The sequence below is a fragment of the Nostoc sp. UHCC 0302 genome (assembly GCF_038096175.1).
Lineage (GTDB): Bacteria > Cyanobacteriota > Cyanobacteriia > Cyanobacteriales > Nostocaceae > UHCC-0302.
On sequence record NZ_CP151099.1, the window covers coordinates 7,274,775 to 7,295,612 of the forward strand.

23 protein-coding genes are annotated in these 20,838 nt (G+C 40.1%); 19 read left to right on the forward strand and 4 right to left on the reverse strand.

All coding sequences use genetic code 11. The annotated features are described in order from the left end of the window. Positions 1 to 396 precede the first annotated feature (396 nt). On the forward strand, positions 397 to 606 hold the full coding sequence (locus tag WKK05_RS31420; protein ID WP_341526918.1) for a hypothetical protein: 210 nt from the start codon (positions 397 to 399) through the stop codon (positions 604 to 606). 28 nt (positions 607 to 634) lie between these two features. Here the strand turns inward: WKK05_RS31420 and WKK05_RS31425 are convergent, their stop codons facing one another. Beyond that, positions 635 to 1,945 (reverse strand): chloride channel protein, encoded by a 1,311-nt coding sequence (locus WKK05_RS31425; protein ID WP_341526919.1) that lies wholly within the window; start codon positions 1,943 to 1,945, stop codon positions 635 to 637. Positions 1,946 to 2,217: 272 nt separating this feature from the next. Between WKK05_RS31425 and WKK05_RS31430 the strand changes: the two genes are divergently transcribed. The 8 genes from WKK05_RS31430 (at position 2,218) to WKK05_RS31465 (ending at position 8,477) form a co-directional block, all read left to right on the forward strand. Beyond that, positions 2,218 to 2,436, forward strand: coding sequence for a hypothetical protein (locus WKK05_RS31430; RefSeq protein ID WP_341526920.1), 219 nt, complete (start codon positions 2,218 to 2,220; stop codon positions 2,434 to 2,436). Positions 2,437 to 2,655: 219 nt separating this feature from the next. Then, positions 2,656 to 3,576, forward strand: coding sequence for a histone deacetylase (locus WKK05_RS31435; RefSeq protein ID WP_341526921.1), 921 nt, complete (start codon positions 2,656 to 2,658; stop codon positions 3,574 to 3,576). Positions 3,577 to 4,038: 462 nt separating this feature from the next. Beyond that, complete coding sequence (locus WKK05_RS31440) at positions 4,039 to 4,179, forward strand: hypothetical protein (protein ID WP_341531294.1); 141 nt, start codon at positions 4,039 to 4,041, stop codon at positions 4,177 to 4,179. A 181-nt stretch (positions 4,180 to 4,360) separates the two neighbouring features. Then, positions 4,361 to 4,807, forward strand: a complete 447-nt coding sequence (locus WKK05_RS31445; protein ID WP_341526922.1) for a tellurite resistance TerB family protein — start codon at positions 4,361 to 4,363, stop codon at positions 4,805 to 4,807. 373 nt (positions 4,808 to 5,180) lie between these two features. Continuing rightward, on the forward strand, positions 5,181 to 6,536 hold the full coding sequence (gene murF / locus WKK05_RS31450) for a UDP-N-acetylmuramoyl-tripeptide--D-alanyl-D-alanine ligase (RefSeq protein ID WP_341526923.1): 1,356 nt from the start codon (positions 5,181 to 5,183) through the stop codon (positions 6,534 to 6,536). Positions 6,537 to 6,768: 232 nt separating this feature from the next. Then, the gene (locus WKK05_RS31455) at positions 6,769 to 7,257 is read left to right on the forward strand and encodes a GNAT family N-acetyltransferase (RefSeq protein ID WP_341526924.1); all 489 of its coding nucleotides are present in this window, start codon (positions 6,769 to 6,771) and stop codon (positions 7,255 to 7,257) included. Beyond that, positions 7,258 to 7,935 carry a ComF family protein gene (locus WKK05_RS31460; protein WP_341526925.1) on the forward strand — a complete coding sequence of 226 codons (678 nt, stop codon included), beginning with the start codon at positions 7,258 to 7,260 and terminating at the stop codon, positions 7,933 to 7,935. Between the two features lie 83 nt (positions 7,936 to 8,018). Beyond that, a complete protein-coding gene (locus WKK05_RS31465; RefSeq protein ID WP_341526926.1) occupies positions 8,019 to 8,477 on the forward strand; it encodes a PPC domain-containing protein in 459 nt (152 codons plus the stop codon). Between the two features lie 91 nt (positions 8,478 to 8,568). On the opposite strand, the gene cobS is transcribed toward WKK05_RS31465, so the two are convergent. Beyond that, positions 8,569 to 9,342 carry an adenosylcobinamide-GDP ribazoletransferase gene (gene cobS, locus WKK05_RS31470; RefSeq protein WP_341526927.1) on the reverse strand — a complete coding sequence of 258 codons (774 nt, stop codon included), beginning with the start codon at positions 9,340 to 9,342 and terminating at the stop codon, positions 8,569 to 8,571. 369 nt (positions 9,343 to 9,711) lie between these two features. On the opposite strand from cobS, the gene WKK05_RS31475 reads away from it, so the two are divergent. The 5 genes from WKK05_RS31475 to psbM all read left to right on the forward strand — a co-directional run bounded on the left by WKK05_RS31475 (position 9,712) and on the right by psbM (position 12,552). Beyond that, a complete protein-coding gene (locus WKK05_RS31475) occupies positions 9,712 to 10,164 on the forward strand; it encodes a hypothetical protein (protein ID WP_341526928.1) in 453 nt (150 codons plus the stop codon). 282 nt (positions 10,165 to 10,446) lie between these two features. Next, positions 10,447 to 11,577: a tRNA guanosine(34) transglycosylase Tgt gene (gene tgt, locus WKK05_RS31480; RefSeq protein ID WP_341526929.1), complete on the forward strand. Its 1,131-nt coding sequence runs from the start codon at positions 10,447 to 10,449 to the stop codon at positions 11,575 to 11,577. 123 nt (positions 11,578 to 11,700) lie between these two features. Then, complete coding sequence (locus WKK05_RS31485; RefSeq protein ID WP_006195022.1) at positions 11,701 to 11,838, forward strand: photosystem II reaction center protein K; 138 nt, start codon at positions 11,701 to 11,703, stop codon at positions 11,836 to 11,838. 184 nt (positions 11,839 to 12,022) lie between these two features. Next, the gene (locus WKK05_RS31490) at positions 12,023 to 12,319 is read left to right on the forward strand and encodes a 2Fe-2S iron-sulfur cluster-binding protein (RefSeq protein WP_341526930.1); all 297 of its coding nucleotides are present in this window, start codon (positions 12,023 to 12,025) and stop codon (positions 12,317 to 12,319) included. 116 nt (positions 12,320 to 12,435) lie between these two features. Further along, positions 12,436 to 12,552, forward strand: a complete 117-nt coding sequence (gene psbM / locus WKK05_RS31495) for a photosystem II reaction center protein PsbM (protein ID WP_084227279.1) — start codon at positions 12,436 to 12,438, stop codon at positions 12,550 to 12,552. 80 nt (positions 12,553 to 12,632) lie between these two features. Here the strand turns inward: psbM and WKK05_RS31500 are convergent, their stop codons facing one another. Continuing rightward, positions 12,633 to 13,484 carry a universal stress protein gene (locus tag WKK05_RS31500; protein ID WP_341526931.1) on the reverse strand — a complete coding sequence of 284 codons (852 nt, stop codon included), beginning with the start codon at positions 13,482 to 13,484 and terminating at the stop codon, positions 12,633 to 12,635. A gap of 1,312 nt (positions 13,485 to 14,796) precedes the next feature. Between WKK05_RS31500 and WKK05_RS31505 the strand changes: the two genes are divergently transcribed. From WKK05_RS31505 to WKK05_RS31525, 5 genes are all read left to right on the forward strand, one after another. Next, positions 14,797 to 15,495: an NYN domain-containing protein gene (locus WKK05_RS31505; protein WP_341526932.1), complete on the forward strand. Its 699-nt coding sequence runs from the start codon at positions 14,797 to 14,799 to the stop codon at positions 15,493 to 15,495. Between the two features lie 281 nt (positions 15,496 to 15,776). Continuing rightward, on the forward strand, positions 15,777 to 16,487 hold the full coding sequence (locus WKK05_RS31510) for a response regulator transcription factor (protein ID WP_341526933.1): 711 nt from the start codon (positions 15,777 to 15,779) through the stop codon (positions 16,485 to 16,487). A gap of 2 nt (positions 16,488 to 16,489) precedes the next feature. Next, the gene (locus tag WKK05_RS31515; protein ID WP_341531238.1) at positions 16,490 to 17,605 is read left to right on the forward strand and encodes a HAMP domain-containing sensor histidine kinase; all 1,116 of its coding nucleotides are present in this window, start codon (positions 16,490 to 16,492) and stop codon (positions 17,603 to 17,605) included. A gap of 193 nt (positions 17,606 to 17,798) precedes the next feature. Beyond that, positions 17,799 to 17,927: a hypothetical protein gene (locus tag WKK05_RS31520; RefSeq protein WP_341526934.1), complete on the forward strand. Its 129-nt coding sequence runs from the start codon at positions 17,799 to 17,801 to the stop codon at positions 17,925 to 17,927. An 817-nt stretch (positions 17,928 to 18,744) separates the two neighbouring features. Continuing rightward, complete coding sequence (locus tag WKK05_RS31525; RefSeq protein ID WP_341526935.1) at positions 18,745 to 19,644, forward strand: UTP--glucose-1-phosphate uridylyltransferase; 900 nt, start codon at positions 18,745 to 18,747, stop codon at positions 19,642 to 19,644. A gap of 61 nt (positions 19,645 to 19,705) precedes the next feature. Here WKK05_RS31525 and WKK05_RS31530 read toward each other — a convergent pair whose 3' ends face one another. Then, positions 19,706 to 20,725 (reverse strand): LD-carboxypeptidase, encoded by a 1,020-nt coding sequence (locus WKK05_RS31530; protein ID WP_341526936.1) that lies wholly within the window; start codon positions 20,723 to 20,725, stop codon positions 19,706 to 19,708. Between the last annotated feature and the right edge of the window lie 113 nt (positions 20,726 to 20,838).

Below are 20,838 nucleotides of genomic sequence, written 5' to 3' on the forward strand. Positions count from 1 at the left end.
AAATCGTAGATTTTAGCCTTTATACTCGGCAAAGCGCAAAATTACTCTAAATTGCTCTTGAATAATTGCTATATTTTGTTACAATGTTAACACATATTGCCTTTTTTTGCCTGAATAGCTAACATAGACGGCTCGTCAAATGCCCATGTATTTAGGCTGAAAGACTGTTAGTTAAATTTGCAAGTAATTGAGTTAGAAATTCGGCAAAATAATAGTACAATTTTACCAATTATTAGGCTGTTTGGGATTTACGCAAGAACTATCTGAAACTCTTACTTATTCGTATTCTTGGCGTCTGGCTGTCCTAAAAGCAGATGAAGCGTCCATACAGTTAATTAGTTTTTTCATCAATTTGCCTAATTACTGCGATTATTTACCTGAAATTCCGAGTATTTAATGACTTTCCAACAATTACAAATAGGTGACTACTTTCGGATACGAGGAATGAGTTCCGCTTACGTCTATAGGAAGGCTAGCAGTTCATGTTGCAGCCTAAACGCTCTATTACAGCCGATTCGACCTGGAACCACAGTTACACCGCTGACTCAGGCAGAAATTGCTAAGTATTTTGCAGTCAAAGAAGAATTCCTTAAAAACCTTAAGTAATTGTAATTTCTTAATTACGAATTACGAATTACGAATTACGAATTAATTCAGTGGCTTCCTCCTGAGATTTAAGTTGAGATGCAATCAAGGGAACTTTGGGAGCCAGAAAAAATCCCATCAAACTAGCAAACAGAATTGGTGTAAAGGGGCTGAAGTTAGTCAGTTTTGAAAGTAACAAAGTAGTACTTATAGGTGTGCGCGTTACAGCTGCATTAATAGCTGCCATCGTACAAATCATCGCCAGGGCTGGATTCAGTCCCGGAATTAAAACTGTGATCGCTTTACCGATACAAGCACCAGTAAAAAACAACGGGATAATGAATCCACCACGCCAGCCACCTGTGACAGTCACGCTAATGGCAGCCATTTTACCAAGGGCTAGAGTCAAGAGGAAAATAGCAGAAAAGTTAGTATCGAGGACTGATTCTAACTCTTCATGTCCAAAATAACGGGTGAGTGGCAAGAGAACTGCTAAACTTCCTAGTCCCAGTCCAGCCAGTGTGGTGCGGACATAAATGGGGCCGGGAATCAAAGTAAATAAGCGATCGCAACCCCGAAAAATTGCCATAAAAATCCATCCTGCGATCGCCCCAATAATTCCGAACATGATCGCGATTGCAAAATCGTCAATGTTCTCCAGGCGATACTGCGGAAAATGCCAAGTGGGTGCAATTCCCAAGTGTGTAATCGCTGCAAATACTAGGTAACTAGCACAACTTGAAACAATCGCTGGCATCAAGGCTTCGTAATATTCCACAATATGCTGATGATGCAAAATCTCCAGAGCGAATATAGCACCGCCCAGGGGTGCGCCAAACAAAGCTGTGAAACCAGCAGCCATCGCCGCAAGACTCATCGATCTGAGGTCTTCACCTTGAAGTTTTAAGCGATCGGCAACCCAAGTACCAAAAGAACCTGTAACCTGCACCAATGGTGCTTCTGGCCCAGCACTACCGCCAGCCGATATGCTAAGTAGAGAAGCGAGAATCATTGAAGGATTTTTGCGAGTATCCAAGCGTCCGCCACGAAAATGGATATTATCAACAATCACAGCGATTTCACCGGGATTTCCCAAAAAATGAATCACCAGCCCAATAACTAAACCAGCTAATGGCATCACTATCAACAGGCTTAAACCGTCAAATCTTTGCAGATTATGAGTTATCTGCTCTAAAACATTCCAGTAAAACGCAGCAAATAGACCTCCCGCAGCCCCCACAACTGCCCAGCGCATAACCCATTTTGAAATCATCAAAGGATTACGCTTTGCCAGTCCAAAAAGTTGCAAAAATGTCCAACGTTGAGTTTGATTACTAGTGGGCGGCTTATTTGATGACACTGCTGATTTCCTATTTGACGTAATGAAACACAAGATACTGAATATTCACGCTTTTTATGGTATGCGCTACTTACTTTAGTGAATCATCTTCAGCCTCAACATGGTTATCATTTTTCCTGGTGTATCCAATAACTTCTCCCAATATGAATTTATTTGTGAGCAAAATAGTGCAGAGAGTGCAGTTTAGAAATAGCGATTTAAGCCCGAAGATAGTGTATGCTTCGCAACAATATCTCTTAAGCTTGGGCTAGAAGTTGGAGAAAATATTATTTATGAATAAAGAAACAGTTCCTAGCCAAGCTGAAAAATCGAATCCAGAAGGTGATGCATCGCAACTAAGCCCAGAGGTACTTGACATGATCAAACACCCGCCAAAAATGGACGATGTAATCCGGGAGCAATCGCCAGAAGAACGTAGGGGTAACAATGCTTTAGTACCTGAAATGCTAGACGAACCAAGCGATGAAATGATTGGATTTACAAGAGACTAGTCAGTCTAGGAAATAAGTTTTTCTTTGTGACTTAGTGTCTTTGTGGTAAAAAAATATTGTTCAACCACTAAGACATTAAAGACACAAACAATTATCTATGCTTCGATTTGGGGTCTTTTTCTACCCACCTTAACAGAAGTACTCCTAACTCCTAACTCAGCACTGTTTGGATGAGGATACAATGACATTCAGTATCCTGCTGCCCAACTTTTTCGCCCTATGCTGCCAGTCATCTATTCCGACGAGTTTCTGGATCATAATACAGGAAAATACCATCCAGAAAACCCAGGACGCTTAACAGCGATCGCCAACGCCCTAAAAGCAGCTACATTTGCAGATAAAATTGCATGGCGATCGCCTACACCAGCACTCGAACAGCCATCGCTGATGCCTGTGTTACTTAAAGCTCATAGCGCAGCATACATTAAGAAAGTTGGCGCAATTGCCTACGCTGGCGGCAGTTATTTAGATGGAGATACGCCTGTTTCCCCGCGCAGTTATGATGTGGCATTGTTAGCAGTCAGCGCTTGGTTGGATGGAGTTGAAACTGTGCTAGCAACTGCAAATCCGGCTTTTGTGTTAGCACGTCCACCAGGACACCATGCTGAAAGTGATGCGGGGATGGGCTTTTGTTTATTTTCTAATGCAGCGATCGCAGCTTTATTTGCCCTCGAACAACCCGGAATTAACCGCGTAGCTATCCTAGATTGGGATGTGCATCATGGTAATGGTACTCAGGCGATCGTAGAAACTCAAGCGAAAATTGCTTATTGTTCTCTACACCAATATCCCTGCTACCCCGGTACTGGTAGAGCAACAGAACGTGGGTTTCATGATAATGTGTTAAATTTGCCTGTACCTCCTGGCAGCGATATTACAGTGTACCAGCCGCTGTTTGAAAAGAAGGTACTACCGTTTTTAGAAAAATTTCAACCTGATTTGCTGATTGTAAGTGCTGGTTACGATGGTAATGCAGCAGATCCTTTGGCAAGTATTAATTTGCAACCAGAAGATTATGGTTTGTTTACAGATTATTGTCTGGCGCTAACTCGTAAAATTCTGTTTGGCTTAGAAGGCGGCTACGATTTTGATACACTCTCTCAATCCGTTTTAGCCACGATTGAGCGTTGTTTAATCTAAAAACTTTTTTCTAAGTGTAACCTCGGAATTTTTACTAGAGTGACTTTCGTATATGCATTGAGATAGATGCATACAACTAGCAATTTTCTAAGTAAATTTTCTCAAAACATCTTCTTTATTTTTCATTTTAATAGGCTCCAAGAATAAGCAATTTATCTATATTTACTACACTAATAGTCCCACAATCTTTGTTACTGCAATTTGTAGCTGAATTTACCAGCTTAATAACCATTTTTATGTAAGTTTAAGGAGGCGCAATTTTTGCGCTACTTCTGCCTTAGTAATTTCTTTTACCAAAGAACGGTTAAGTTCATCAAATCTTCAGCAAGAAAAAGTTTGAACGGTGTTCTGAAACAGCTAAAGTTTTGTTAAGATGCAATTGCTAGCACTTTCTGAGCGAAATTCACCTATCAAGGTGTGGAGAAATAAAAAGTACTAGCAGCACAAAGCTCAAAAGGTGAAATGATGACCACCTATATCTTCTTCGACGATGCCCTGCGGATGCTTGCCAACGCTTTTTTGATATCAGCAGTACTGTTAATAGCAGGTTCTGGTATAGGTTTGGCAGTAATTGAAACTATAGAAAAGACAGGAGAACGCTAAGTTCAAACATGGCAATGTACTTCTTGCTGCCAACCATTGGGTACAAGTGTTCGCCATAAAGAAATCCTGGGAACACTAATACTATGAAAGTCTCGCAGCGTTACAGTCTTACCTGGAAGTTTTGAAAAACGCAGGTAACTGTACCGCTATTGAGACCACAACTGAGGAGCTACTAAATAAAATGGGTCTATTTGACGCTGTGTTGGGTACGGAAAACCAAACCCAAACGAAACTAAGTCCAGCGGAAGCTTTTGCTGCCATAATTTTGGCTGTGACAGCTTCAGACGGTTATCTTTCTGAGGAGCAAGCAAATTATATCACGTTTGAACTATCTCGGATGAAGCTCTTTAAAAGTTATCCCAAAGAGACAATGAACAGGCTTTTTGAAAAAATCCTGAACTTTCTCCGCGCGGATGATTTAAATAGGTTATTTAATGCAGCTAAGGAATCTCTATCTCAAGACTTGCGGGAAGCAGTTTTTGCAGTCACTACTGATTTAGTCTTAGCTGAAGATATAGTAACTGAAGAAGAAAAAAGCTTCTTAAATGATTTATATCAAGCTTTAGATGTTTCTAGTGAAATAGCAATACAAATTATGCAAGTAATCTTGATTAAACATCGGGGATAAGGTTAATTAAAGGATAATACATAAAAACTTTTATCCATTGCCTATATTCGGTGAAATTATATAAATAGCTGCTAAACAAGATGATAAGCAAAGTGTGCCAAAGGAGTTAAGCTTCTTTGGCACTGCTTTTAGTATTGGGGATTGGGTGCTGGGGATTGGGGACTGGGGACTGGGGATTGTTCCCTAAGCTTTGCTATCCTCAGTTCCTATTTATAAGACAGTCAATCACAGGAGAAATCCGCTATCAGCATGAAAATATCTCTTGCAATGCCCCATCCCCCATTTCCTAAGAAGATTGTAATATTGATACCAAAATATGATATATTCTGACTTCTGATTTTTCCCCTAAAATTACCTGTTACAACTTTGACTTATGCCTGTGTCTGCCACTTTAAATCAACTCGTTGAAGTTCTTTTGTCCCAGCCTGTAAACTTATCTGAAGTTGCTTTAGCACAAGTGAGCAACGGCATACAGACAGATACCCGAATGATCAAGGCGGGTGAAGTGTTTGTGGCTTTACGAGGCGAAAAGTTTGATGGACATAATTTTGTACCAACAGCGATCGCTAAGGGAGCGCTGGCAGCTATTGTAGATTTTGAATACGACAATCCTGGATTTCCTGTATTGCAGGTCAAAGATACTCTCCAGGCATATCAGAAAATCGCTAGATGGTGGCGCGATCGCTTTGATATTCCAGTTATTGGGGTGACGGGTTCTGTCGGCAAAACTACAACTAAGGAACTAATTGCCGCAGTTTTGGCAACCAGAGGAAAAGTTCATAAAACTTATGGCAATTACAACAACGAAATCGGTGTTCCAAAAACTCTCCTAGAACTTGGTGCAGAACATGATTACGCCGTGATTGAAATGGCGATGCGGGGTAGAGGACAAATTGCTGAATTGACGCAAATAGCGCATCCGACGATAGGAGTGATTACCAATGTGGGAACAGCGCATATTGAGTTACTGGGTTCAGAAGAAGCGATCGCCCAAGCAAAATGTGAGTTACTGGCAGAAATGCCTGCTGATAGTGTGGCAATTCTCAACCACGACAATCCTCTATTAATGGCCACGGCGGCGAAAGTGTGGCACGGAGAAGTTGTGACTTACGGCTTTTCTGACGGCGATATCCAAGGACGGCTGATTGATAACGATACAGTAGAAATCGCCGGAATCCAACTGCCTCTGCCGTTGCCTGGACGTCACAATGCGAGTAATTTCTTAGCAGCTTTGGCGGTGGCAAAGGTATTAGGAATTGATTGGTCATCCTTAAAAGCAGGCTTGGTGTTGGATATGCCCACAGGGCGATCGCAACGGTTTACCTTGCCCAATGATGTATTAATATTAGATGAGACTTACAATGCTGCACCAGAAGCTATGCTCGCAGCCTTACAGTTATTGGCAGACACACCCGGAAAACGCAAGATTGCCGTTTTGGGTGCAATGAAAGAATTAGGAGAGCGATCGCAGCAGTTACACCAGCGAGTGGGAGAAACAGTGCGAAAGTTAAATTTAGACGGTTTATTAGTTTTGGTAGATGGACAAGATGCCGAAGCGATTGTCAATAGTGCTGAAGGTATTCCATCTGAGTGCTTTGCAACTCATGCCGATTTGGTGGCTAAGTTAAAGACATTTATGCAAGAAGGCGATCGCTTACTATTTAAAGCTGCCCATTCAGTAGGGCTAGATCGGGTAGTTAATCAGTTGCGTGCGGAATTCCCTGGTTGAATTTGGTACTTGTATCAAGGTTTATACTAAGATTGAAGCTCACAAGCATTTCCTTTCATTAGCTGACAGCAGTATACGTGGTATAATCGCCGCTCAAATATTGTATTGCTCAAAATAGAAGATATAGTCTAAATTTGGTAAAAAGACACAACCTTCCCTATTTTGACTCTCCGTCCTTACTTAGCAATTTTGGGTTGGTTTAGTACCAGTAATAAATTAGGTTAATCAGCTAATGAAAGCTATTTATAGTGATTTTCTGATTCGTAACTGGGAGGAGCGCGATCGCACAAGAGCCGCCCAAGTTATCAGTTATGTATTATCAGAATACGGTCTGGCTTGGGAACCCAACGGCGCTGACCGAGATGTGGTGCAAGTGGAAGAATATTACTTAGCAACCGGTGGCGAATTTTGGGTAATCGAACACCAAAACCAGTTGGTAGGTACTGGGGCATACTACCCCATCAAGCGTGGGGAAAAAGCCATAGAAATCCGTAAAATGTATCTTTTATCTAGTGTTAGGGGTTTAGGACTGGGGAAATATTTGTTACAACAGCTAGAAGCAGCGATCGCATCCCGTGGTTTTCAGCAAATTTGGATTGAAACCGCCAGTGTTTTGGTGGAAGCAGTCAAGCTGTATGAAAATAACGGTTACAAGCCAGCAACTGGTGTAGAAACAGCACGTTGCGATCGTGTGTATGTCAAAATCCTCAATCAACCCTAAATGCACACTTGGACTAAAAATCTTACAGGTTTACTTAATCTTTTTCTTCAATCTCATTGTCCTTTATGTCAACGTGCGACTTCACAAGAATTTTGTCAGCACTGCACCAGACAACTGCAAAATTGTCACCTGAAAAATCCTAGTTCGCTGTGGCAAAAGCCAATACCAGTATTTGGCTGGGGTATATATGGCGGCCCTCTCAAACGAGCGATCGCCGTGATGAAATACGAAAATCAACCCCAAATTGCTCGTCCTCTAGGTCAATGGTTAGGGGAAGCATGGTTATTAAATTTACCCAAGCACGAACAACAGCCTGTGGTAGTTCCCATACCTCTCCACGCCAGCAAGCAAAAGCAACGTAACTACAATCAGGCTGCATTAATAGCACAAAGTTTCTGCGAGATAACTGGGCTAAAATTGAAACTAAATTGTTTAACAAGGGTGCGAGAAACTAAAGCGCAGTTTGGTTTATCAGTGTCAGACCGAGAAAAAAACTTAGCAGAAGCTTTTGCTGTTGAGCAAGAATTTCACCGTAGTTTCCCAAATGTTTCAGTCCTTCTGGTGGATGATATTTACACCACTGGTGCTACTGCCAGATGTGCTGTACAGACACTTCGTCAGCGTGGAATTGTAGTCTTAGGGTTAGCAGCTGTGGCTACTGCCGTAAAAGGCAGATAAGCAAAGAATTCATGGGCAAACTGTGCCTATAAATTTATAATTGACCAAATTCTCCTATTTTCATTAAATACTGCTTGAATTGTATGAATAAAGCTTTTACGGCGGGTTTAAAGCAAGCGATTATCGTTCCTGCCACATTCTTGGCAATAGGTATAAGTACAACAACAGCTTTTGCTCAAAATAAGCTGTATAGTCCAATCCCTCTAACTACTAGTAGTGCTGAACTTTCAGATACGCTCTCAGACAAAGATATTCCCACAGGCCAGGGCGGATTCGCCCGTGACTACACAGTAAAGTTGAACAAAGGCGATAATCTCGCGGTTGATTTATCATCTGACAACTTCGACAGCATCATCACATTACTAGCACCTGATGGCTCGACATTGGCAGAAAATGATGATGGCCCCGATGGCAGCAGCAATTCTCTACTGTTTACTCGCATTAATGAGACAGGAACCTACATAATTCGTGTCCGCTCTTTTGGCGAAACTGGGGTTGGGTCTTTTAAACTTAAAGTGACAAAGCTGCAACCGATTAAATAGAGTGCTGGGTCAAGGGTCAAGAATCATTGCTCAGTATTTATTCCCCTTGTCCCCCTGCTCCCTGCTCCCCACTCCCTACTCTCCTCATCTCTTAAAAAGTGGTCAGCACGCACAGAAATAAGGCTTCAGTCCACTCAACGACTGCACCGTATGTATCTCCAGTGTGTCCACCTAATTTGTGATTGAACCATGCACTAGTTAAAGTGGCGATCGCACTCCCAGCAAAAATTGTACCCAACGTAAAAAATAGGCGTTTTTTATCTATTAGCAAAAATAAGCCACTCAAAGCGATCAGCAACAGCAATCCTGGTAACAAATCCTTGTAAGAACGAATGGCTTGTTTATGAAATGCGCCTTTACCAGTGGGTTTGAGGTAAGGATATCGAGCGATCGCTAATTGTTGTCCCCAGCGTCCCCAGCCGCAAGCAGCCATCAACACTAGCCAACGATTTTCCCCAATATCAACTAAAGCTGTTGTTTTTAAGAGTAATATGGCGATCGCTGCCATTGCCCCAAACGCACCGGTAGCACTATCTGCCATCACCTCTAGTCGTCGTTTTGGATCACCCACTGCTAATCCATCAGCAGTATCCATTGCCCCATCTAAATGCAAACCTCCAGTAATCTTAATCCAAACACCTACTACTAAAGCGCTACGAGTTAGCACTGGCATACCCAGGTAAGTCACCCCTGCATCCAATAACCCTAAAATTCCCCCAATTATCAATCCTACAAGCACAGCAAGACGTGCCACCCCTTGAAAATCTAACCCATTCAAATATGGTAACGGAAAACTTGTGTAAAATATTATACTAGATGCCAGCTTTAACAGCAGCCTTTTCCACCACTGTTGCTGATTTGCCATATGAGTTATATTGACTGTTAAGTAATGACTGAATTAAGCTTAGAATCCTCATACAATAAGTACAAGCAGATTTTAAAGCTTTAAATAAGATTTATTTGTATGAGATATTCTTTTGAAGAATTTGTTATGCTAGTCTCAGTAAAACTTAAAAGCTAAAGTAGTTATTTTTACATAAGCGCAGAAAGCTCAAAAAGCAACTACTTTATCGGGGATATTGTTTATTTTGTATTCTTCATCTAAAAACTTAATTCAGATTATTAGACGATTGCCCTACAAAATTGATATTTTTTTAATGTAGGGAGTCAACGAGCTGTTCAATTGACTGTTTAGCTAGGTTGTCGCTCTCCTTTGCTCAATTGCTATTTCCTTATGAGTCACCATCTACCCGACATTAGGATACCAGCTCCGTGCATTGTTAACACGGGCATCATTGTAAATAAGCTCGACATACGGCGATTACTGGCTGATTTAGGTCGAGTCCACTACATCTACACCCATGAAGAGAAGCTCCTGAGCGAGGGTGAGGGGGATGTGATGGAAGTTTTTGCTAATCCGCAAAGGTCTACCTTAATCGCTAACCATGCGCTTTATCTAAATGTTTGTAGTTTTGACTATCTTGAGCTCAAACAGTCCGCGGAACAAGAAACCTGTTTGGATCTGATGCAAGAAGGGATGTGTTTGCGGCTGATTCCCCGTTCTACCCCTCTACAAGAAAGACGGGAGCGGAGCTTGAATGTCAGTGCTATAGAAGCAATGATGGAGCAAGTACTTTCAGCCCGATGGGATGCAGAAATTGACGACGACTGTTCTGATTCTTTCTAAATTGCCAGTACTACAGAATATACTCAAAAAGTTGGTAATAATTTGGTAGAGGCGCAAAACCTTGCGCCTCTATAATTCAATTGCCAGTTTTATACTTTTCCATAATTTAGCGAAATAGTCTGAATTTTGCCCTAAGACCATTTGGTTTTATGGTTATTAGTTATGGATTTCTGAAACTATATTATTGGTTGGCGTTTCACCACCCAAAATCTGTTTTAGTAAAGTTCTGAGTCGAGATTTCCTTTGCCCAGACTTTCCGCAAAATCTAAAATCCAAAATGGGATGAGTGCCAATTTTTCTTTTCAATGTCTTGCTTGTTGTAGCCAAACAAAAGCCAGAGCAGGAGTGTTTTTCACCCCTCATGGGCCTGTAGAAACCCCAAGATTTATGCCCGTGGGGACGCTAGCAAACGTCAAAACTATCACTCCCTCCCAGCTACGGGACACGGGAGCGCAGATGATCTTATCTAATACTTATCATTTGCACCTACAACCAGGAGAAGCGATTGTAGCTGGAGGTGGCGGGTTACACAAATTTATGGGTTGGAACGGGCCGATGCTCACAGATTCCGGTGGGTTTCAGGTCTTCAGCTTAAGCGAAATGCGAAAAATTTCAGAAGAAGGCGTAACGTTTCGCTCACCCCATGATGGACGGATTATTAATTTAACACCGGAGCGCTCCATTGAGATTCAAAATACTTTGGGGGCAGATGTGATTATGGCATTTGATGAGTGTCCGCCCTATCCAGCCAGCCGCGAAGAGGTGGAAACCGCCACTGAGCGCACTTACCGCTGGCTAGAACGTTGTATGGTGGCTCATCAGCGTACTGAGCAGGCCTTATTTGGCATTGTGCAAGGTGGGGTGTATCTGGATTTGCGCTGCCGTGCGGCCGAAGCTTTGGCTAAGTTAGATTTACCCGGATATGCTATTGGTGGTGTAAGCGTGGGAGAACCGCCAGAATTGATGGCTCAGATTGTACAAGTGACAGCGCCGCTTTTGCCAAAGGAAAAGCCGCGTTACTTGATGGGTGTAGGTACTTATCGGGAAATGGCAATTGCGATCGCATCTGGTATAGATTTATTTGATTGCGTAATTCCTACTCGTTGGGCAAGACATGGGACGGCAATAGTACAAGGCGATCGCTGGAATTTAAAAAATGCTAAGTTTCGTGAAGATTTTGCGCCATTAGATGAAACTTGTCCTTGCTACACTTGTCAAAATTTCAGCCGCGCTTATGTATCCCATTTAGTGCGATCGCAAGAAATTTTAGCTTACACTTTACTGAGCATTCATAACATTACCGAACTAATTCGTTTTACCCAAAAAATCCGAGAAGCAATTCTAAGCGATCGCTTTACCACCGAATTTGGTCATTGGCTGACTGAAGATAGAAAGGGAGAGAGTGGGGGATGAGGGGAATAACTTCTGACAAATGACCAATGACAAATGACCAATGATCAATGACCAATAACCAAACCATGTTAAGATACATCTCAATTATGAAAGCTGTGTTGGATTAGTTGGATTTAAACAAACATGGAAGCAGCACTGTTATTAGCAAAATTGCCTGAAGCTTACCAAATTTTTGACCCCTTGGTAGATGTTCTCCCTGTTATTCCCGTATTCTTCTTGTTACTTGCATTTGTCTGGCAAGCAGCAGTAGGGTTTAGGTAAGCTAATCTATTTATCAATTTCCAGGACAGGTCTATACCTGTCCTATTTTTTTGTGTCATCATGTTTAGTAAAATTAATAATTTTTAATATTATGTAATTAATTATTATAATAAACGAGATGTGAATCAAGCTATATCAATACCAAGCATTAAAAGCCTAGCTTACAGTCAACGAGGAATTAGCTATGGGTAATATCAAATTTGTGAAAGAGAATAAAGAAGTAGTAGCTGCGGATGGCGCCAATCTCCGCCTGAAGGCGATAGAAAATGGCATTGATATATATACATTCATTGCCAAGATGACGAATTGTGGTGGCTACGGTCAGTGTGGCACTTGCGTTGTCGAGATAGTTGAAGGACTAGAAAATCTTTCTCCTCGCACAGACGTAGAAAATCGGAAATTCAAAAAAAAGCCTGAAAATTACCGCTTAGCTTGTCAGACTTTAGTTAATGGCCCAGTCAGTGTAGTCACGAAACCTTAAATTTGTAGAATCATCTGTAGTTAGCATTTGCGGAAGTAGAAAATTTGGGCTAACTCTGTCATTGATGATGCTATTCTAAAGTTGTTGACTGGAAATTTAAGAGAGGCTTTCTTGCCATGCAAGTTAATGACCTAGGGTTCATTGCGAGCATTTTGTTCGTACTAGTTCCCGCTGTGTTTTTACTAATTCTTTACATCCAAACAGCTAGCCGCGAAGGCGGAAAAGATAGTTAATAGTTTGTGGATAACATGAATAACCCCTACGCCAGTGGTGCAGGGGTTTTTATTTATCAACCGCTAAATCTATTTTGAGCTTAATCGATAGTTCGCGCCAGCAACACTGGACATGAGGCATTCACTCGAACATAGTCAGATAAGGAAGAGCCTACAAGCCTGTCTATATCAACAAAACTTTTAGCGATCGATGGACGGCGATCTGGAGAACCGAGCAATAATAAGTCTATATTCAACTCCTCTGCCAACCGACAAATCTCTTCGCCAGGTTTGCCACTACTGCTAAAACAACGAGCTTGGATACCTTGTTTTTCAGCTTCTGAAACTGCGGCTGCCAAAACTGGATTTTTGTCTCGGTTAACCTCTGTTATTTCCGAGGTTTTGCCGCCCAAATCTGTAGTAACATTAGCTAAAATTAACTGGCCGCCTTGAATACCTCGCAGCAAGAACAAGGCCAAGTTCAAGCAGTTTTTTGCTGCATCAGAGTTGTCCATTGCCACCATAACGCGCTTGATTTTTTTGACATAAATGTCATCTTTTACCAGCAACATGGGGCGAGAAGATAATTGGAAAACATATTGACTGACTGAGTTTGATAAAATCGATTGCAGTCGCTTAAGTCCCCGTGAACCCATAATAATCAAGTCAGCGTCGATTTCATCTGCCACTTGGCAAACTACATCTTTAGGATCTCCTTGACGCAAAATTGAAGAAACTTGGCTAGGATCTAAGTTCAAAGTCTGAATAGCATTAGCCAGAATCTTACCACCTTCCTGCCACTTAGCTGTCATTGCATTAGCGGTTGTTTGCCCAGAAACAACGTGTAAAACTGTAACTTTTGCAGATTGGATTGAAGGCACTTCTTTTAGCGTTTTGAGCATTTCTTCCGCGTGTCCTAATCCAGAGACAGCCAGCAAAATTTTTTCTATCATTTTACGAAGTTGTTGTTAAGGTTACTTAGGTTTTCGCTGTTAGTACTTGGCTCAGACCGGATTTTCACCGCTTTGCTTAATAACCTAGTCAGTACATTGGCATATATAAACTTTATTTTTTAGTCTTTAGTTTTAGTACTCAAACAAATCACGAAGTACAAAAGACTAAATAAATATTTATGTTTATTCGTGCCTAGTTACTTAAATTTTCAACTTAGGCTTAAATCATTAAGCATACTCATAATTTTGCCTGAGAAACTTAATAATTTATGATATTATTTATTATTTTTAATCTATGTTAATGTTTTTTAATTAGAAACTGGTTAACTATTGCAAAGTAAGCATAAAAAATTCAGATAGAGCATAATAGTTTTAAAATACATATAGTAGTATTTAGAAAAAATTATATTATTGTACTCATATTTTTTTGTAATGCTCTGGTAAATTTTCCAGCACTGAGGCGCCACATCTAGAAAGTGCTGTCTTGATTCCCATCACCAAGAGTTTATCTGCTGTAACTGAAGAGAATAAACATTCATGTTTGCCCCTACTTACTCAACATAGAGTGATATTCGCCACTAGAAATCTTTTAGAGGTTAACTATAACACCAGTATTTTTACAGCAAGTTAAAGATTTTTTATCCTTTGTATAAGACTGGCTCTTCCTTAGCTCCTCTTAAAAAAGAGGATATTTGAGCATTGCAGTTGATAAAAATAGGTTTAAAAGTCTTTCTACAGAAACAATAGAGGAATTCTATATGTTTTCATTTATCCATTTTCTGGAGGAATGAATGATGCTTAAAATTAAATAAACTTATATCTTTAATTAGGAAAATTAATGAATAAAAAATATTATTTTTAATAATTTTAGTAGAATATCGGCTTTAATTACTAAATTGACTGAAATTTTTATCTGTAAATACTTAAGCGCCCTTAGAGTGAAGTGAATATCAGTGAATAATATGCATGAATTCCATAGTCGTAAGCTTCTAAAAATCCAGAGTTAAAATAAAAGTAGATAGATGGCGATCGCTCATTTTAGCCGATACTCTTACAGAAATTCTCTTTTACCCAAGTTTGTGCAGTCTAAATGGGTAAAGACTAGAATATCTGTGGACAGATTACCCAGCCATTGCAATAGTGAAAACCTTTGCTGACCGCGCTTGAGAATTTGTACACACTTAACGAGTTAAGTTTATTTGCATCTAATGACTGAAGACCATTTACTGGTAGGGTTGTAAATCAGCACAGACTATCTTTTGAAAATTTACTCAAAACTAATTCCCCATTTAAAATCCAGAGGTTTAAATCAATGGCTATTAATATTTTTAACACGCAAAAGAACGAATTAGATGATTATAAAGTTCTTAAAGAAAAACCACACTGGCAAGGACAATCTATGAATAACACCAGTGTTAAAGGTCAAGATACGAAAATGCGAGATACCCCTGCAATTGATGATACCGTTTTCAATGGTTTAAATCGCGGGAGAGTTGCTATTTTTATTGATGGTTTAAATTTATTTCAAACAGCTTTACAACTCGGCATTGAAATTGACTATGTTAAATTGCTTTGTCGTTTAACTAACGGTTCTCGACTTTTGCGTGCTTTCTTCTATACCGGTGTTGATAGCAGTAATGAAAAGCAACAAGGTTTTCTATTGTGGATGCGTCGTCATGGCTATCGTGTAGTAACCAAAGATTTAGTGTTACTTTCAGAGAATTTAAAAAAATCAAATCTGAATGTAGAAATTGCTGTAGATATGCTAAATTTAGCTCCCTACTATAATACTGCGGTTTTAGTTAGTGGAGATGGAGACCTAGCCTATGCTGTGAACGCTGTCAGCAGAATGGGTGTTCGTGTAGAAGTGGTGAGTTTGCGAACAATGACCAGCGAAAGTTTAATTGATGTTGCTGATTGCTTTATTGACCTTGATAGCATTAAAAAACACATTCAAAAAGATTCTAATATCGGCTACAGTTATCGAGCTTCGTCCAATTCAAACCTTTAATTACTGCAATATCTGTAGTAATTTTCTTAAGCAAAATAACTAAAACCTTTTATTTTGTAAGTGTATGGGTATGAGTGGGATAAACCTCAATAAAAGTACACAGTAACTTAATCCATTAATAAAAAATCTTTGAATACACTGATTAATACAGGTAAATACATAATTAACTATGTTGTTGCCAAGAGTTGCTGCAATTTATTGATGGAATTTCTCTACGCCCTTACACTCTTTCTTCACAAACTAGAGAATGACTCTGCGTATTTTTCTCAAACCTAATTTAAATGGATATTTTAATAGTTGAAGATGAAGCAGAAATTGCTCATTTAATCCAACTTTCTTTAGAAAAAGAAGGGTTTTACTGTCGTATTAGCCGCGATGGCATGAATGCCTTGCGGATGTTTCAAGAGCAACCACCTGATTTAATCATTCTAGATTTAATGATTCCTGGTTTAGATGGGCTAGAAGTATGTGCCAGAATTCGCCAAAAACCAGGTGCAAAAGATCCTTATATTCTAATGCTTACAGCAAAGGGTGAAGAAATTGATCGCGTAATTGGTTTGTCTACAGGCGCTGATGATTACATGGTCAAACCTTTTAGCCCTAGAGAGTTGGTAGCCAGAGTGCGAGCGCTATTGCGGCGTAGCCTCCGCCAAGGCGGACAACATCAGGTCAATCGCACCCAACATTTTATAGTAGATGTAGACCAGCGCACTGCCAGTCGCCAGATGAATTCTCAGCAACCAGAAATTCTTGACTTAACTACCTTAGAATTTAACTTGCTCAGCACCTTTGTGAGCAATCCTGGCCGTGTTTGGAACCGCACCCAATTAATTGACAAACTTTGGGGCGATAACTTTTTTGGTGATGAGCGCGTGGTCGATACTCATGTGGCTCGATTGCGAAAAAAGATTGAGCCAGATCCTGCGAGTCCCACTTTTATTAAAACTGTGGTTGGAGTAGGTTATAAATTTGAAGATTCTCCAATGGCGTGATCATCATGAAAATAGGTATGCGTTGGACGAAATCCTTGCCTTTGGCATCGCGCCTATTTTTCTCCCACCTAGTAGTAATGTTAGTGGGAGTAGTTAGTCTAGTCATAATTAGCAAAATCTCTTCCCCCCGTTTGTTTGTCTTACATTTGGAACGATTAGAAAGTCAGGGATTCGATTTAATCGATATCCGTCCTGAATTGGTTACAGGATTTGAACTTGCTTGGCGGCGAAGTACTGTTTGGTCAGTGTTAGTTGGTACTACCGCAGCAGGAGGATTAAGTTATTGGGTATCCAAACGGATTATGCAGCGGCTGACCGAGATGGAGCAAATTACCCAAAAATTTGCTGCTGGTGAGATGAATGCACGACTACCTTCATCTGACATTCCAGAACTCAATAGACTGGGCGTGAGTTTCAACCGCATGGCAGTCAGTTTAGAAGGAGTGGAAGCGCGACGGCGTGAACTGATTGGTGACATGACCCATGAACTACGAACACCGCTAACAGTCGTGCGCGGTTACTTGGAGGAACTAGCTGATGGGGAAATTGAAGCATCTCCAGAAATTTATCGGCGTTTAGCAAAAGAAACTAAGCGCTTAGAGCGGTTGGTGAATGATTTACAAGAACTCTCTAAGGCAGAAGCTGGTTATCTGCCAATTAATATACAGCGGGTAAACCTGCGTCCATTGTTAGAGTCATTAGTGGAGAAATTTACTGACCAGCTATTAGAAGATGGCCCAGTTTTGCAGTTGGAGTGTCCATCTGTGCTGCCTCCGGTTATGGCAGATATTGACCGCACAGAACAGGTATTAGTCAACTTGCTTGGGAATGCAGTGCGCTACACAGCCAAAGGTTCAATTACTCTTCGTGCTGAGACTGAAGCATCTAAACTCTGGATTGCAGTTGTTGATACAGGCATCGGTATTGCCCCACAAAATTTACCTCATGTGTTTGAGCGCTTCTGGCGAGCTGACGAATCGCGCGATCGCCATTCTGGTGGAACCGGGATTGGTTTAACGATCTCACGCCGTTTGGTTGAGTTACAAGGCGGTCAGATTCAGGTAGAAAGCGAATTAGGAATTGGCAGTACCTTTCGCTTTTTTCTACCTTTGGCTTGAGTTCAAAGAAAATACTTCAGATACAAGGGATTGACACAAGCTAGTCACGGCTGTGTCATATCCGCTTGCTAGCTTGGAAATACCGAAAATACTGATTTTTATCAGGGTGAACTTTGCATCGCCACAATTTTTCGAGGTGATAAAGGAGTTGCCGTTAGTTCAAATCCGTTGTGTCTACAGACCAACATGACACATGAGCAAAAATAATCTGATTTTTAATATGTCTACTGTTGTTCTGGCTGCTCTTTTGGTTAGTCTACTCACTGCATCTGGTTACGCTGCGATCGCCTACCTATTCCCTCAAAATAATTCTCAAGATTGACTAAATTACAATATTCGTCTATCTAAGTAAATATTTTTAGAAATTTTGATGTATTGAGTCAATTTAATTTATACAGGTTTGTATTTTGAAATCTAATTAACTGTAATAGCTGATGAATTGGCATTACCGTTTAACCTATTTACCTCAGCTTAATTTATTAGCTTAGTTTTATACTTTGATTGTCTGGGCATTTCAAAACAGCAATATTCTACTAAAATAACAAAATTTTTTATACACATACGAAAAAGCACTTGGAGTTTTGCTCACCAAGCACATTTTCGTATAATTTTACACCAACACACTTGTTTGTTGCAACACTTGAAAACCGTAATACTTCCTTTAGAGGGAGAATTACAAGCATAACTTGTGACAAACACGTTGTGAAATGGTATCACTCCTTGCATTAAATAAGATATCTCTTTCACTATAAAATAGGGAATCTAGAGAGTGACAGTTTCTAAACTGACCTAGTTAAAAACGACTCACTGTTCATGGTATGAACAAGACCGAGCAAAATCGAAGGAATTCTATGTATTAAGTATAAAATATTATAAATAACTAGCATTTACTTAAGCAGCGCTCCCCCTGTGGATAAAAGCAAATAGCACAATTTAGCAATGGAAAGAATCGCCATCAAGCTTGTCTGTGAAGGCTCAGACATTGATATAAAAGCGAAGTGAGGCTGAAAGAACTTGCAAACTCCTCAGTTTTTTAGGGTACTCTTTTGGTAAGAAATGCATACTCTCTTTTTAAAGTAATAAAATTACAAATATCAAATATAACTTTCTCCAAACGTAATATTTAAAACTGTGGATTTATGCTTATAAAAAAAGTTAACAAAGCTGTGATTCCGGCGGCTGGTTTTGGCACTCGGTTGTTTCCAGCTACCAAAGTTGTTAAAAAAGAACTTTTCCCAATAATTGACCGAGATGGTAGGGCAAAACCTGTAATTCTAGCGATTATTGAAGAGGCAATTAGTGCTGGAATTACAGAAATTGGCATAGTAGTACAGCCGGATGACAGAGAAATATTTGAAGATTTATTTAAAAATCCACCTAAAAAAGAACTTTTCCACAAACTTTCAGCAGAAAATAAAGAGTACAGCCAATATCTTCAAGATTTAGGTAGCAAAGTTGCAATCTTAACCCAAGAAGAACAAGAAGGCTATGGTCATGCAGTCTTTTGTGCTAAAGACTGGGTAAAACATGAGCCATTTCTGCTCATGTTGGGTGATCATATTTATGCATCTGACACTGAAAAATCTTGTGCGCGTCAAATTTTAGATATTTACGAACAAGTCAATAAAAGTGTTGTTAGCTTAACTACAATACCAACAGAGATTCTTTATAAAGCTGGGTGTGTAACAGGAGTTTGGCAAGAGTTCAACTCAATTCTTGAAGTTACACAACTTTATGAAAAACCTAGCATTGAATATGCATACCAGCATCTGCGTGTAGAGGGAATAGCCGACAATGAGTTTTTATGTATATTTGGTTTGTATGTATTAACACCCAAAATTTTTGATTGTTTAGAAGAACACATTAATCACAATTTTCGAGAACGAGGCGAATTTCAGTTAACATCTTGTCTAGATAGATTACGTCAGGAAGAAGGAATGACCGGATATGTTGTTAAAGGTCAGTATTTTGATATAGGAATGCCAAGTGTTTACCGTCAGACAATAATTGATTTTAGAAATCGCTATATTTCTAAATGAAATATATGTGAATCAAAAGTCTAAAGATATAAGATGAAAAGTCTTTTTACACCCCTATCTTTTATTTTTTGACAGATGCCTCTAACATCTGAATTGTCCCAATATCAGCATTCATTTCCACTTCTATACCAATTGGCATAGTAAATTTATCCTTCATATGCCCAATCATTGAACCATACCAAGCAGGAATTTTTAAGGGAAGTATGTGGTCTTGTAATACTTGCTTCAAAGTAAATGAAGGCTCATCCCCAAGACGACAATTAGTACATTGTCCAAAAATAAAGCCAGCAATTTGGTTAAGAATCCCGGCGTTTTTTAACTGCGTCAGCATCCGGTCTACACGGTAAACATCCTCACCAATTTCTTCCACAAACAAGATGCTTTTGTTCCAGGAAGGCAAGTCAGGTGAGCCTACCATCGCTGCTAACACTGACAAGTTACCACCCACAAGTTTACCCCTTGCTTTTCCTGGTGCGATTGTCTCCACTGCAACTTCCCCGGTAAGATTTTGCATTGTTACTGCTTCAGCATTAAATAGGATGCGCTTGAAGTAATCTACCGTAAACTGATTCCAGGTAGACGTGGCAACTGGCCCGTGAAAAGTAATCATTCGCGTGCGGGCATTAATTGCTAACAACAGAGAAGTAATATCGCTGTATCCCATAATAATTTTCGGATGGGAACGGATGAGCGAGTAGTTCAGTAAGGGTAAGATGCGATTACAGCCCCAGCCACCACGCATAGCAATGATTGCTTTCACAGAGTGATCGCTAAACATATAATTAATATCATCGGCGCGATCGCTATCTTTACCAGCTAAATAGCCGTAACGATCTAAAATATGCGCCCCTACCTTGACTTTTAAGCCTAATTTTAATAACTCTTCTTTCGCAGTTTCGATATCTTTAGGTTCAATGATACCCGCAGGGGCAATCAATCCTACTGTATCGCCTATTTGTAAGCGCGGTGGTTTGAGAATAGTGTTTGGATATAGCTTACCTTGGGCGGCAACTAATGGCGTCTGGCTAGCTATGGCAGCTAGCCCACAGGCTGTAAGAAATTGTCTGCGCTTAATGGTCATGATGAGAGTCTATTGTAATTTAGATGGACAGTAAAAGTCGGCATAGGTTTTGGGAAAACTAGAGTTATGGAAGTGCTTTTCGCGCAACGGATGCTTTTTTTCAAAAGAAAGCA